We start from the raw sequence: 13,945 nt of genomic DNA on the forward strand, positions 1-13,945 counted from the left end.
CATTAAACTCTTTTTAACAACAACAGTGATCATCTAAGCCAAAAGCCCTCAATCGAACCAGATCGGCCGAGTGCGGGCTTTTCAAACCTTTAATGCCATTCTACGCTCAAGATATCGGCACCATATAAGGCGTTCTTCTCTTATATTGTACTACCTCATGGATACCTACGTTCTGGAGCAATTCTATCGCTTCAGCAAATCCTTGCTGCACATCTCCCGCTTGATGGGCATCCGAGCCAATAGATACCGCTCTGCCGCCTAAATTCACATACATGTTGAGAATATACGGGTGTGGATGAATCCAGCCTTGCCGATATAGTCCGGTTGTATTCAGCTCAAGCACCTTTCCCTTCTCGATAATGAGCTTCAAAATATCATACAAAATAGGCTTGCATGCCACCAAATCTTGTTCAACAACCGGGTAAGTAGTATATCTCGTCACATAATCCAAATGGGCCACGATATCATAATTGTCCATCTGGTCAACGGCCTCTCTTACGTGCTTAAAATAATGCCTAAGCCGTTGCTGCATGGGAAGATCATGATAAGCCTTCTCCGAAAAGTCTAGGTTGCCATCATTGTGAGCAGAAAGTAAAATTACGTCAAACTCGTGCTGAGCCAAATATTTGTTTATGGCGTCTTTATAATCGCTTCGAAAGCCGACTTCAATACCTTTGCGAATCTCCAAAGGGTAACGCTTCGCCAGTTCCACGACTTCTCTATCGTAACTATTCCAATCAATATGAACATCCTGCTTGAAATATTTGCAATCATATTCTAAATGGTCTGTCGTAACGACAGCCGGTTTCCCCAGCGCAAGTGCATATCGCACAAGCTCCTCCAGAGTTGAGCTGGAGTCAGGCGAATAGGAGGAATGCACATGCTGATCGATTATTAGATTGGGTATTGCCATTGTTCAATCCCCCCTCACTTTCTATTGAAACTGCAAAAGATTGCGCCCTTCGTCTGTCATATCGAACAGATGGAATTTATCCGGCCGTATGCCGATCGAGACTATTTCTTGTTCTTTTAACTGCTTCTCATTATCGGTTAATAGTCGAATCATAATATCAGACTCTCCATCCCGATCCGTCATTTTAACTAATTGCCCATTACCCAAATGCTCAATAAGATCAATTCTCAGCATAATGGATGCTTCATTAGGATGCTCTGGTAAGAAGAAATCATGAGGCCGTATGCCCAGCTTGACGGCTTTTCCTATATGCTGCTTCTCCAACCTTCGCGACTGGGGAATCTCTAATTCGAACAGTTTCGTCTTCACCCACTGCCGATCCTCTCTCTGCTCCACGGTTCCGTCAATCAAATTCATAGGCGGGTTACCCAAGAAGCTCGCAACGAATAAGTTAGCAGGATGTTGGAACAGCTCATTTGGAGGCGCATATTGCTGAATTTTACCATCGTTAAGAATGGCTACTCGATCAGAGATAGCCAAAGCTTCCTCTTGGTCATGCGTTACAATGATCGTCGTTACGCCCAATTTACGTTGAATCTTACGAATCTCATCTCGAACATCCAATTTTAATCGCGCATCCAGATTAGACATCGGTTCATCCAGCAGCAAAATTTCCGGATCCTTGGATAAGGCACGTGCCATGGCCACCCGCTGTTGCTGGCCACCTGACAGTTGTGACGGCTTGCGATCAAGCAGATGATCGATTTGCATAATCACACTCGTGTGCAGAGCACGTTCGTGTGCCTCCTTCTTAGACATCTTTCGCTCACGGAGCGGAAACGCAATGTTATCCCTTACTGTCAAATGAGGATACAGCGCATAGGACTGAAATACCATCCCGATATTTCGATCCTTCGGCTCCACATGATTCATAAGTTTATCCTTGAAATATATTTCTCCGGATGTGGGCTTAAGCAATCCGGCCAGCATCATCAGAGTTGTTGTTTTCCCGCAGCCTGAAGGGCCTAGCAGCGCCACGAATTCACCTTTTGCAATTTCAAGATTCAATCCGTCCACTGCGCGGCTTTCGTTTTGCTTACCACCATAGTTTTTTACGATATTCACAAGAGAAATCATACCTGCTTAGCTCCTCCCAAGTTAACCTTCAGGAATATTTTTTGAGTAAAGATATAGAACACGACCAACGGAATCGTGTAGAACAAACCAATGGCGGTAATCAATCCGTAGTTCATAATGACATTTTCCTTCGTAACCAGACGAGACAGGTAACCAGCTAACGTCAGCATATTGTCATCGAATATGAACAGCTTGAATAGAAACCACTCACCGTAAGCGCCTAGAAAGGCGAACACTGCAATCGCCCCAATGCCCGGAAATACATAAGGAACCAACACTCTCATGAGGGCTTTGAATCTTGTGCATCCATCAACCATCGCCGCCCACTCCAAATCCCAGGGTACCTCATCAAAGAACCCTTTCATTATATACACTCTGCCCGGCAAGGACCCTGATATCGCAACGAGAATAACGCCTAAGTACGTATTCACCAGATCCATCTGAACCAGGATGAAGAAGGTAGCAATGATGAGCGTAATGGCTGGAAATGAGCGCATCAGGAATAGAAACTTCATCGCAGCCAGCTTTCCTTTGAAATCGAGTCTAGAGAATGCATACGCGGCGGGTACAGCAATGATAATCTCAATCACTACAATAAGAGATGAATAGACTAATGTATTTAGAACAATGGGCCAAATCGCTGGTAGATTAACCCCCGCATACTCGACAGGCTCCTTCACAAAATTGAAGTTTTCCAGCGAAAATTGGCCCGTCGTGCTATTCAAAGTCGCTGAGAGAAAGTACCATATGATCATTCCGACGATAGGCATGGCGAAAAGCAGCATGTATGTGTGCACGAGCAGCTTTTTTACAGTTATAGTTGACATCTTGGCCTCCTAATCTTCAATGCGCGATGGCTTGATCATTTCATCAAAATCAAACAGCCTCAGCAGCCATAATGTCAAAATAAGCGAGATCAGAACGACCACAAGCGATAAAGCAGCGCCATAGCCATAATATTTTAGATTAAAGGCCTGCTGATAAGCATATAAAGATAACGTTGTCGTATCCCGCATCGGTCCGCCATTGGTTAATAGCAAGATAAAGAAGTAGGAGGACACAAAACCGATAAGGTCAGATATCGTGATATACATTAACGGCCACTTTAATGAAGGCAGGATAATTTTGGTGATAACCGATTTTTCACTGGCTCCATCCACTTTGGCGGCCTTATACAGATCTTCAGGGATGGAGCTAATGGCTGCAGATAGGAGAATCATTCCCCCGGAAGTCGTAGATACAATGGTAGCAATGATGACGACAGCCATAGCAATTTTTGTGAACCACGAAATGGGGTCACCATCTGGCTGGAAGAATAGTGCAATCTTATTGAGCCACCCTTCACCCGTGGGGTCAAATAGATATTTCCAGAACGTAACATAGACAACAGCAGGAATGATGCTCGGAATTAACCAAAGGACACGATAAATGACGGCCGAGAAACTCCCCTTTAAAAAATACTGGGTCGCGATCGAGATAAATAGTCCGAAGAACAAAGAGAAAGCAAGTGTAATCCCTGCAAATACGAAGGTGTTCCACAAAATTTGAGGCATGCTATAATCGGAAAAGATTCGTTTGAAATTTTCGAAACCAACAAAGTTGATTTTCATTGATGCATTCAAGTCCGTGAAGGACATAATAATGGTCGCGATAGCCGGAAGAATAAAAAAGACAAGCACCAGAAGAGCGAAAGGCATGATGAATAAATAAGGATACACTCTCTTGGTAAAAGGCTTCTTGTACGCCTTCTTAGCTACCGTCACGGGGATCTCCATAATGAAATCTGCACCTGCTTCCTATTAAGAAAATATACGGAAGGTGCTCTTGCAGAACAGAGCACCTTCTCAGTATCATTGTTATTCTACAATGAGGCTATCTGCTGGTACATTTTGTTGCACATCCTTTTTGAACAGCTCATAGGCTTCAGCTGACGTTTTGCCTTTCGTAAGTATGGCATCGATACCGAGCGTGAAGGATTTCATATAGACTGCATAATCCATCTGAGCCGGCCGTGTCTTGGTAAATTCGATCAAATACGCATGATCTTTGTAGAAGTTCATTTCTTGAAAGCGCGAGTCTTCCTGCGCTGCCGCCGTTACGGGCAGCTTACCGCTCTTAAGCGTATGATTGATCTGAAGATCAGGATCCAACATATGTTCAATCAGTCTTTGGACATAAGGCATCTTCTCATCATCCACACCTGATCCCACAAAGATCATGGCAGGATTACTGTAGGATACTGGTTTTCCTCCCTGTTCCACCGACGGAATCGGAATCCAGATCGCATTCTCGTTAAACCATTTTTCATAGCCAGCCAAGTCTTCATCCATGCCAAGCTGCGTACGCATTAATTGGTAAAATTCAGTGCGGGCAAATTCAGCGAACAGATCACCTTTAATGAACATCGCCGCAGCCTTCTCCGTATCAATCTCTGCAATTCCTTCTGTAACTACACCGCGCTGCATCGCGTCATACCAGAATTCATAAACCTTCTGCGTATTTGGCGACAGAACCATCTTGTTTTGTTCAGCATTGTAATTGAAGTTACCGAATGTATAATTCCACCCTTCAAACCGGGTATCCTCTACTCCAAATCCTGACTTAACCAGCTTTTGCTTAACAGCCGTATCTGCCAGATCAACCAGCTCGTTGAAAGTGAAACTGCCATCATCCACGCGAGTTTTCAGCTCATCAATCTGTGTGGTTGTCCACCCTAACCCTTCCAGCGCCTTCCGGCTGACGAATACTGGAGATGCATCCATATCCTGAATAACGCCGTAGTAGTGATCTTGGTATTTCATAATATTTTCGTAGGATGCGGGCATGTTATTGAACACATCTGAATTTCCAACCCAATCCACATCACGGATTAGTCCGGCATTCAACTGCCACCCAATATCTACGCTGGAATTAATAAATATATCCGCTTTTTTATTCGCTTGTGCCTGCAGAATAAGCTCATCATCGCCAATGCCAGGCCACCAGTCTATTCTGACTTGTACCTTATCCGCCTTCAGCTCCTCATTCAGACGCTTCTCTGCTTCAATGAAATTGTCCTTACGCGCTCCCCATGTATTCTCACGAACGGAGAGCACTACTTCTTTCATATTCCCCTCATTGCTAGGAGTATCTGTAACTGAACCAGAATTAGAGCTTGTACTACATCCGGCTAACAATGTAATACTTGTAAGTATACTAACTAATCCAAGTGCAAACCTCTTCATGCTAATAAACCCTCCTCGTTTTCCAGTTATCACTGGCATAACTAAACTATAACGGAGAATTGTAAAACCCATGTCAATTGCACATAAAATATTTGCTTTATTTTATTTTCATTTGCATTCATGTTGTTTTCATCCTGAAAAAAACTGATTTCAGCTTTTAAACACATACTCTAGCGCTTGATCCAAAATAACAAACGCTTCTTCCATTTGTGCAATACTGGTAATTAGTGGAGGAACAAGTGTGATAACATTTCCGCTGGATACCTTGAAACTTAGCCCCCGGGATAGACATTCATAGAGAAGCTTTTCTGCACCTGTCACTTCTTTTTCTTTCGTCACACGATCCGATACAAGTTCAATTGCCGCCAGCATCCCTATCACCCGAACATCGCCGATTACCTCATACTTCTTCTGCAGATCCTCAAGATGAGAGGTTAGCCATAGCTCCATACGCCCTGCATGCTCAAGCAGATTTTCATTTTCAATGTATTCAATGGTAGCCAAAGCAGCCGCACAGCCTACAGCACTTTTTTCATGTGTATAATGCCCGAGTGAAATATCGCCCGCAATATCTAAATGTTCTCTGGCAATGACACCCGCCATCGGAAAAATCCCACCGCCAAACCCTTTGCCGATGACGACGATATCCGGAACAATATCATAATGCTCATGAACGAACATTGTGCCCGTACGGCCTAGCGCCGTCGGTATTTCATCCAATATAAGCAAGACGCCATAATCGTTGCAGATTTGACGAAGCCGTTGCATATAGGCAACACTAGGGATCTGTACGTCCGTGCTTCGAATAGGCTCAAGAATGACAGCACACACATCACCTTCTCGTTCCAACATATAGGTTAGGTAGTCCAGATTTCTGACAGCAGCTGTGTCTCCTTCACCAAAGATTGAACGATAGCTGTTATAAGGCATCATATGCTCTGTTCCAGTCATCATCGGTCCCATCCCACTCCTGAATACAGCTTCACCACCCACCGATATTGCATCCAGGCTTGCACCATGAAAGGAATCCCACGTCGAAATGGTTTTGTGCTTACCGGTTGCTCTGCGTGCAAGCTTTAGCGCTATTCCAATAGCCGTTGTACCTCCAGGTGCAAAAAGCACCTTGTTCAAATCTCCCGGTGCAAGCTCGGTCAGCTTCTGTGCCAGATCAATCGCAACCTGGCTCGTATATCGGCGGGGCAGAAATGGCAGTTGCTGCATCTGTTTGATGATCGCATTCATTACATACTCATTTTTGTAACCCACCTGATGCACGCTATTTCCATGAAAATCCATTATTCTGCGTCCATCCACATCCTCAATGTATATCCCCTCTGCACTAACAATGGCATTTAAACACGGCGTGGACATCGACTGATGAAGAAAAAGCTTGCTGTCCTGGTCCAAAACAGCAAGCGCCTCTTCACTTAGATGCTCATCTTGCCAAGCTTGACGTTCATCCGTTCCATTGATATCTCCTTCTATACGACTATTGATGCGGATGGGCATAAGGCAGCTCCTTTCATCAACCGTTCATTGATTTGCTCAATCATTCGAGGTAACTGGGATATATCTTCAATAACGCCATGCGCTCCTGCTTCCATATAGTTCTTACGCACACGAGCAGTTATCTGACGTTCTTCCTCTGGAGACAACTGCTCTACCTCAGCTTCCGTAAGACCAAGCATCGAGCTGCCTTTCACAATACCAATCGCCCATACGCCTGCACTATTTGCCTCTTGAATATCAGATATTGTATCTCCGACCTTGACCACTTGTGCATGATGACGCAGACCAAGCTGCTTCATATTTTCATATATCATGTACGGATATGGTCTGCCTTTATCCATAACCAGGTCAGGAGTTACCCAATGATCAGGTTCGTAGCCATATTTCTTGGCAGTCTTCTCCACAATAGAAAGCATCGCGGAAGTATAGCCTGTAGTGGCTCCGATTTTTAAGCCCTGCTGCTTCAACTGCTGTATGGTCTCTACAACATAGGGTATGGGCTTTCCGTACTGCGGGAGAATAGCCAGGAGTTTGGGCTCGAATCGATCATGCAACTCATCAATGTCTGCCTCCGTGTAACCACGGTTGAATTTCTCCTGAAAAGCGGCTTCTATTCTAGGCATTTGCAACAACGATTGAATGTGATCCCACTTCAGTTGCCCCATTGGAACCCGTACCTCTTCCATCGTTAACAGAATATCTATTTCCTCAAAAATATCCATAAACACCTGCACCGGTGCAAAACAACCATAATCAACTGTGGTTCCCGCCCAATCTAAAATAACACCCTCAATTCTCATCCTTCATCTCTCCAACATAACGTAATATTTGTTCACTTAATTTCTTCATATCCTCGGCATGCACGTCACCTATATTCCCGATACGAAATACATTCGCATCAGTTAATTTACCAGGGTAAATTACATAACCAGCCGATTTCAAATCGTGATAAAAATGGTCAAATGAAAAGGGGAAATGCACTGGGTACAAGAAGGTTGTAATAATGGGGGAATGAAACTCCCTAGCCAAGTAAGTCGTAAAGCCAGCTTGAACCAACCCTTCCACAACCATTTGCTGATTCCTGCAATATCTCGCATGACGGGCTTCCACACCGCCTTCTTCTGCCAGTTCCTTTAGGGCTTGGGCAAATGCGTAAACCACATGCGTTGGCGAAGTAAAGCGCCACTTGCCCTCGTCCTGCTCCATCGTGTCCCATTGGTCATACAAATCAAGCGATAATGAACGTGCTCTTCCTTTGCATTTCTTAAGCTCATTCCTTTGGCAAAGTATAAAGCTGAAACCTGGCACACCCTGAATGCATTTATTCGCGCTGCTGATGATAAAGTCGATTTGTAGCTGTTCTACTTCAATCGGAATGCCTCCGAAGCTACTCATGGCATCTATTATTGCTATTCGATTATTCCGCTTAATCACATCAATCACCGCTTCAAGCGGGTTCAGAATACCTGTGGTCGTCTCACAATGAACCATAGCAACATGCGTAATAGAAGTATCTTCAACCAGAGTCCTCTCCACTGCTTGTGGATCAACCTGTGTATTCGTGTCAAAGATAAGGGATACATACGAAATTTGAAGTACCTTTGCGATTTCTTCGATGCGCTTCCCATATGCACCATTTCGCAAAATTAACAGCTTCCCGTCATTCGGAATGACCGATCCAATTGTCGATTCAATCCCGAAGGTACCACTTCCTTGCATGAACAGGGCTGTATAGTGCTCCTTTGATGCACGACCAACCTCTAATAGTTGCAGGCGAATCTGCTGAACAATGGTCTTATAGTCATGATCCCAGGTGCACCAATCCTTTAGCATCGCCTCTTTGACCGTTGAGGTTGTGGATAAGGGACCCGGTGTTAATAATAAATACGGATTACTCATAGCTCCTCCAATAAGTTCCGCTCAGATTTCGGGTAGATTGGATTGCTCCACGCTACTTTGCCCGATGCATCAACACATTCCACACGCACATATTGCTCATTATTTTGAATTGGATATTCAGCTTCGGTAATGTTCTCTCCAGTTGGATCCATTTCAGCCAAGCCATTGTTAGGAAAAGTAATAAAACGAATACTTCGCACAGGAGAGCAGGTGACCTGGAGCCTGTCGTTCTTGATACAAAGCTCATGGATCATCGGACCATTGGAGCTATAATACTGACCTGCTTTTATAGCCTCGATAATCGCCTGTTGCTCTAACTGATCGGCCTCAACAACAATCCAGCCACCATAAAATTCGGACACTGCCATATCCGTTGGACCGCCGTGAGCGTCGTCTGCTGCAATGGCGTTCACCTGCTTGCCTCGCTTCAACACGTAGTCCCAGTAGGATACTCCGTAACCTACCGCCTCCTGAATTTCGGATTGGTGATTATAGATTTCAATCGCTGCATAACCCTCAAGCTGAAGCAGATCCTCTTCTCGATTCTTTGACCATTCCGGATGATTCATAATGACCAGGTTGCCTTTGCTTCTCATCTCATCGATCAATTGCTGAATAGTATCCAGGTTCTCATAATCCGGCTTCTCATGTTCCTCATCATGCTGAAAAGGCTTCTCTACCTTCCGTGAGCGATCTAAAAGTCCATGTAGATGGTACTGCTGACCCGTTGTATCCCGTTCCATATTACAAGCCATTTCATAGCCGTCCAGCATAATAAAAGTCTCCGTATCATACTCGTCGCTATGAAAATAAATTTCATGGTCGCTCAAGCACATAAAGTCATAGCTCTTCGAGCGATAGGCCGCAATCATTTGTTCTACCGTATACATCCCATCACTGCGAACAGAATGTGCATGAATGTTGCCTTTATACTTTTGACGCCCAGTGCACAAAAGAGTAACATCTCTCATGGTTATTCTTCCTCCGTCAAGTCACCCACAAAGATCGGATTAGACCAAGCTACTCTACCGTTCTCATCCACACACTCGACACGAATATATTGCATATCCTTCTGAATCATCATGCTTCCCGAGGTCATCAGCTCACCGGTTTCGAACTTCCCAAGGAAGGGTCCGCGTTGTGGAAATGCTTTAAACATAATATGTTGGCAAGGCGAGCACTCTACGTTTACGAACCCATCCACCACACGATAATCCAAGATTTCCGGTCCCGAGCTGGAATAAAATTGGCCCTTCTTTAATGCCGTAATCATTCCTTGCTGTGAAAGCTCCTCCGCTTGGACAGAAACCCAGCCTCCCCCATATTCGGCGAGTTTGCTGTTGGGGTCATGATTGTGCGAGTCATCCGCAGCGATACCAAAGACACGCTTGCCATTTTGAAGGGCGTGATCCCAATAAGCCGCCCCATAAGAAGAACTTGGTGTCCACTCCGTTGCGTGATTATATATTTCGATTGCAAAAAAACCATCATACTGCACCATATCCTCGAACCGTGTCAAATGCCATTCCGGGTGATTGAAAATGACAAGATTGCCATGCGCTCTCATTTCATCAATAAGCTTCTGTGGAGAATGTGATCCTTCCCAAGGAATAGGGACCTCGAATGATTGCAAATGCTGGAACTGTTCCTTCTCAGATTCGATTGTCGGATCGCCTAGTACACCAAAGTGGTAACCAGGGTCTGTGTCTGGCACATGATTCAATCCACCTCTTTCCATGCCTGGCAGTACGATGAAAGAATCAGAATCATACTCCGTTGTACGAACAAATACATCATGATCCGTTATACTGATAAAGTCGTAGCCTTTATCCTTAAAAGCAGCAACAACATCCGATGCTTCTTGAGATCCATCTGACCAAGTTGTGTGTAAGTGCAAATTCCCTTTGTACGTTCTTTTGCTTTTGTCTACATACACTGCATCTTTCATTGTCATCACTCCTCTTTTGAATCGCAAAATCATGAACAAAAAAATTGTTTTTGTTTGTTTTCATTTTTATTCATGTTGTTTTAATTATTCTACTGCGAAAAAACAAGCAATACAATGCGATTTCGAATATTTAACATAGGGATTACAATTTTAACACAACAAAAAACAACAAGAAGAAACGGCTTCGCCGTCCACTGCAAGAGGCGGCATCCGTTTCTGCGAGAAATAGAAGGATAAATTATAGCGTGCAACATATAAATTCTTATATTTCAAAAAAAATCCAGTAGTGAAGGAGTACCTTCTCTACTAGATTTACGCCTGAATCAAGGCTTAAGTATACGATTCGCTCGGCATCATCCATTTTGTATTGGAATCTTCCAACTGGGTCTTCCATTCTTCTGGAGGCTCCAGTTCCGAAATAACCACATCGACACTCTCGAAGTCGCATATCTTAGCCATCGATCGTTTGTTCCATTTTGATGAATCCGCCAGAACGATGGACATTTCCGACTGCTGAATCCATTTGCGAGTTAACATTGCTTTTTCATAATCATAACTTGTGAATCCATGCTTCATCGATAAGGCATCCACGGTCACAAATGCTTTATTCACAAAAATATCCGACATGCTTGCTTCTGTAAAAGCACCTGCTACACGAAGATGCTTTACGCTTACTACCCCGCCAAGCATGATGATTTTGCCATCGAATTGCTCTCGTTTCTTAAGTTCAATCAAGGACATCATGGCAGAGATTGAACTCGTTAGAACAGTAACCTCCTGCTTCTGAGATAGAAACGGGATAATCTGTAGCGGTGTTGTACCTTCGTCTAAAAAAATAACGTCATGGTCGTCAATTAGGGTAAACGCAAGATATCCGATTTTCTCCTTCGCTTCTTGGTTAATGCAAGCTCTTTCGAACAAGGTTGGCTCTACCTCTACCTTCGGCTTGATCGCACCGCCATACACCTTCTTGAGCTTATTTTCTTTCTCGAGCTCATCCAAATCTCTGCGAATCGTTTCTGATGTAACGTCGAACATACGAGCCAGGTCACCCGCAATGACCTTCCCATATTCGTTAAGCAAGTTCATAATACTTAGTTTTCTTTCTTCACTTGCAAGAGACATTACTAATCCTCCTATTCTTCCACTATAAAGTTCACGCGGATGTGGGCGTCTCAGAGTGATTCCCAACCAAATTCCGCATCCATTTCTGAGAGCGATAACGTCTATACCCTATGAAAGCCTTGCTCATCTCTTCACATAAAAATAATGCATAAACCCACTCCATTGGCAAACGGAATACATAAGTTCCCACAAATACCGCAGGTAATGCAATACCCCATGTTGTCATTAAAATCATAATCATTGTGAACAAATTATCTCCGCCTGCTCTAAACATACCGACAATCCATACATTATTCAAGAAAAGTGCGGTCATTACCATCCCCTGCAGCAGGAGGATATTTCCTAAAGAAGCATGTACTTCGGTGCTTAAGTTTGGAAATATGAATGCCACAAACGGAGAACCCATCATCATTACCACACTTACGATTATACCAGCAATGACCGAAATCCGAGTATATCTGCGAGCATAATCCATCGCTTGTTCCTGATTGTCCTGTCCAAGCTTTTGCCCAATCATGACTTTGGCCGCATAGGCAAATCCATGAATACCCATCATGAAATATCCTTGCAGCGTATTCGCAAGCTGGAATGTAGTCAATGCAGCGATGCTTAAGGACCCAAAAGCTACGGCATACAGCATATTCCCGATCGACCACATTCCTTCGTGAAACACCAGTGGGGTTATTGTTTTCACCACCTGCTTGCGCAGTATCATAGGTAAACTGAACAGTTCTTGGATTCGAATATTTAAATAATACGATTTGATATAAATGAAAACAATCAAAAACAGAAGACTCGTACCTGTTGCTATTAACGTTCCCCATGCCGCCCCTACAACACCCAGGTTGGGTAAACCCAGCCTCCCGTAAATCAACCCATAGTCGAGAATGATATTAATCATCATCGCACATAGACCGACATATAACGTTATTTTAACCTTCCCGAGCGATCCCAGCGCCTGAGCATAAGCATCTCTAACAGCACTGATTAGAAAAACAAAAACCATAATTGAAACATATTGAATGCCAAGCGGCAGCAGCTCAACATCCTTAATAAATAGAGAAAGAATCGGCTCCTTCCAAATCGACACTACCACAAATGACAAAAGACTAATCCCGATGCCTGTTAACAACATGAACCCAAATGTCGCTCGCACAAGCGTTAGCTGATGTTTTCCATGGTACTGAGTTATGTATGAGGTCATCCCGTAGACTGCGGTAAGGATCATCGATAGAATAAAGCTGATTCTGCCCGCTGCAGCGGTAACAGCCACCGCCCCATCTCCCAGATTGGTCACCATTAGCATATTAACTAGTGAGAACGAATTAGCAACAAGCATTTGTAGCACCGAAGGAATAACTAATCCTTTCATTTCACGATTAAAATCAGAGTTCCCGATCGTACTCTTTCCCAATCCTATCCCTCCTTTACATTCAGATTGTACGATCACTTGCATGTTTTCCGTTTCATCCCAAAATAAAAACTTAGTTTTGATGTTGTTTTCATTGCTTTCATGTTGCTAATTCAGCATACAGATTGTTTATTAATTAGTCAATATACTAGACACCAACTAGATAATGCGTGCCTCTGGGCACGCCGAAAAAAAAAACTGACACCGATAGAGTATCGGCGTCAGTATATGGCCTAGGGTTGTTCCAATGTCCACTACATGGGGTCTTGACCACTGCGTGAATGCTTTGTTATGTGAAGTGGCACCCTTTTGCGGTATTACTGTCTGATTATTAGGATGTCTTGAGGCGGTCTACCAGTGCTTTGAATTCGGGAAATTTCAGAGTTTGTAAGGTTGCGCCCTACCAAAATGAAAGAAGACGTGACATTATTAAAATTAAAATTACCTAAGTCCGCCACGTTTTGGCTTCCACGGAACACACGGAATGAACCCTGAAAGTTAATTCGCGAAAACAGTACAAGCGTTACTTGAGAGCTCTGCACAACATTTCTAAGTCGGAAGCTCGAGAGAACGTTGTTAAACCGAAACGCTCCAAGATCACGAACCGCAACTCCTCCACGTCTGAAGAGGATTCGGCGAACAGAAAAAAAGGTGCCAGACCAAAGAGTAAGACGTACATCACGATTTGCCAACTATATCACTCCTTTCCTGAGGTATGATATAGTATATGCCAACCTTAAAGAACGGTAAGAGGCAAATAGAGCAGTGTAAAAGTTTGT

General features: G+C 43.8%; 13 protein-coding genes. All 13 read right to left on the reverse strand.

Features of this window, described 5'->3' with window-relative positions; all coding sequences use genetic code 11:
- Positions 1–106 precede the first annotated feature (106 nt).
- The 13 genes from B9T62_RS17150 to B9T62_RS41490 all read right to left on the reverse strand — a co-directional run bounded on the left by B9T62_RS17150 (position 107) and on the right by B9T62_RS41490 (position 13,858).
- Positions 107–913 carry a histidinol-phosphatase HisJ family protein gene (locus B9T62_RS17150; protein ID WP_087916380.1) on the reverse strand — a complete coding sequence of 269 codons (807 nt, stop codon included), beginning with the start codon at positions 911–913 and terminating at the stop codon, positions 107–109.
- A 21-nt stretch (positions 914–934) separates the two neighbouring features.
- A complete protein-coding gene (locus tag B9T62_RS17155; RefSeq protein WP_087916381.1) occupies positions 935–2,050 on the reverse strand; it encodes an ABC transporter ATP-binding protein in 1,116 nt (371 codons plus the stop codon).
- Positions 2,047–2,877 (reverse strand): carbohydrate ABC transporter permease, encoded by an 831-nt coding sequence (locus tag B9T62_RS17160; protein WP_087916382.1) that lies wholly within the window; start codon positions 2,875–2,877, stop codon positions 2,047–2,049. The genes B9T62_RS17155 and B9T62_RS17160 overlap by 4 nt, the downstream gene beginning before the upstream one ends.
- Positions 2,878–2,886: 9 nt before the next feature.
- A complete protein-coding gene (locus B9T62_RS17165) occupies positions 2,887–3,825 on the reverse strand; it encodes a carbohydrate ABC transporter permease (protein ID WP_087916383.1) in 939 nt (312 codons plus the stop codon).
- Positions 3,826–3,906: 81 nt separating this feature from the next.
- Positions 3,907–5,157 (reverse strand): extracellular solute-binding protein, encoded by a 1,251-nt coding sequence (locus B9T62_RS17170; RefSeq protein WP_087916384.1) that lies wholly within the window; start codon positions 5,155–5,157, stop codon positions 3,907–3,909.
- 267 nt (positions 5,158–5,424) lie between these two features.
- Positions 5,425–6,783 carry an aspartate aminotransferase family protein gene (locus B9T62_RS17175; protein WP_087916385.1) on the reverse strand — a complete coding sequence of 453 codons (1,359 nt, stop codon included), beginning with the start codon at positions 6,781–6,783 and terminating at the stop codon, positions 5,425–5,427.
- On the reverse strand, positions 6,756–7,583 hold the full coding sequence (gene phnX, locus B9T62_RS17180) for a phosphonoacetaldehyde hydrolase (RefSeq protein WP_087916386.1): 828 nt from the start codon (positions 7,581–7,583) through the stop codon (positions 6,756–6,758). The genes B9T62_RS17175 and phnX overlap by 28 nt, the downstream gene beginning before the upstream one ends.
- Positions 7,573–8,682, reverse strand: a complete 1,110-nt coding sequence (gene phnW / locus B9T62_RS17185; RefSeq protein ID WP_087916387.1) for a 2-aminoethylphosphonate--pyruvate transaminase — start codon at positions 8,680–8,682, stop codon at positions 7,573–7,575. The genes phnX and phnW overlap by 11 nt, the downstream gene beginning before the upstream one ends.
- Positions 8,679–9,653 (reverse strand): CehA/McbA family metallohydrolase, encoded by a 975-nt coding sequence (locus tag B9T62_RS17190; RefSeq protein ID WP_087916388.1) that lies wholly within the window; start codon positions 9,651–9,653, stop codon positions 8,679–8,681. Before B9T62_RS17190 ends, phnW begins: the two co-directional genes overlap by 4 nt.
- A 2-nt stretch (positions 9,654–9,655) precedes the next feature.
- Positions 9,656–10,630, reverse strand: coding sequence for a CehA/McbA family metallohydrolase (locus tag B9T62_RS17195; RefSeq protein WP_087916389.1), 975 nt, complete (start codon positions 10,628–10,630; stop codon positions 9,656–9,658).
- A 330-nt stretch (positions 10,631–10,960) separates the two neighbouring features.
- Positions 10,961–11,755 carry a DeoR/GlpR family DNA-binding transcription regulator gene (locus B9T62_RS17200; RefSeq protein WP_087916390.1) on the reverse strand — a complete coding sequence of 265 codons (795 nt, stop codon included), beginning with the start codon at positions 11,753–11,755 and terminating at the stop codon, positions 10,961–10,963.
- A 31-nt stretch (positions 11,756–11,786) separates the two neighbouring features.
- Positions 11,787–13,169: an MATE family efflux transporter gene (locus B9T62_RS17205; RefSeq protein ID WP_157793867.1), complete on the reverse strand. Its 1,383-nt coding sequence runs from the start codon at positions 13,167–13,169 to the stop codon at positions 11,787–11,789.
- A gap of 314 nt (positions 13,170–13,483) precedes the next feature.
- Positions 13,484–13,858 carry a hypothetical protein gene (locus B9T62_RS41490; protein ID WP_087916392.1) on the reverse strand — a complete coding sequence of 125 codons (375 nt, stop codon included), beginning with the start codon at positions 13,856–13,858 and terminating at the stop codon, positions 13,484–13,486.
- Positions 13,859–13,945 lie beyond the last annotated feature (87 nt).

It is taken from the genome of Paenibacillus donghaensis (genome assembly GCF_002192415.1).
In the GTDB taxonomy this organism is placed as follows: domain Bacteria; phylum Bacillota; class Bacilli; order Paenibacillales; family Paenibacillaceae; genus Paenibacillus_AQ; species Paenibacillus_AQ donghaensis.

Bases quoted from the DNA above. Each gene is read 5' to 3' on its own strand.
- B9T62_RS17150 (WP_087916380.1), bottom strand. From the start codon at position 913: ATGGCAATACCCAATCTAATAATCGATCAGCATGTGCATTCCTCCTAT.
- B9T62_RS17155 (WP_087916381.1), bottom strand. From the start codon at position 2,050: ATGATTTCTCTTGTGAATATCGTAAAAAACTATGGTGGTAAGCAAAAC.
- B9T62_RS17160 (WP_087916382.1), bottom strand. From the start codon at position 2,877: ATGTCAACTATAACTGTAAAAAAGCTGCTCGTGCACACATACATGCTG.
- B9T62_RS17165 (WP_087916383.1), bottom strand. From the start codon at position 3,825: ATGGAGATCCCCGTGACGGTAGCTAAGAAGGCGTACAAGAAGCCTTTT.
- B9T62_RS17170 (WP_087916384.1), bottom strand. From the start codon at position 5,157: ATGAAAGAAGTAGTGCTCTCCGTTCGTGAGAATACATGGGGAGCGCGT.
- B9T62_RS17175 (WP_087916385.1), bottom strand. From the start codon at position 6,783: ATGCCCATCCGCATCAATAGTCGTATAGAAGGAGATATCAATGGAACG.
- phnX (WP_087916386.1), bottom strand. From the start codon at position 7,583: ATGAGAATTGAGGGTGTTATTTTAGATTGGGCGGGAACCACAGTTGAT.
- phnW (WP_087916387.1), bottom strand. From the start codon at position 8,682: ATGAGTAATCCGTATTTATTATTAACACCGGGTCCCTTATCCACAACC.
- B9T62_RS17190 (WP_087916388.1), bottom strand. From the start codon at position 9,653: ATGAGAGATGTTACTCTTTTGTGCACTGGGCGTCAAAAGTATAAAGGC.
- B9T62_RS17195 (WP_087916389.1), bottom strand. From the start codon at position 10,630: ATGAAAGATGCAGTGTATGTAGACAAAAGCAAAAGAACGTACAAAGGG.
- B9T62_RS17200 (WP_087916390.1), bottom strand. From the start codon at position 11,755: ATGTCTCTTGCAAGTGAAGAAAGAAAACTAAGTATTATGAACTTGCTT.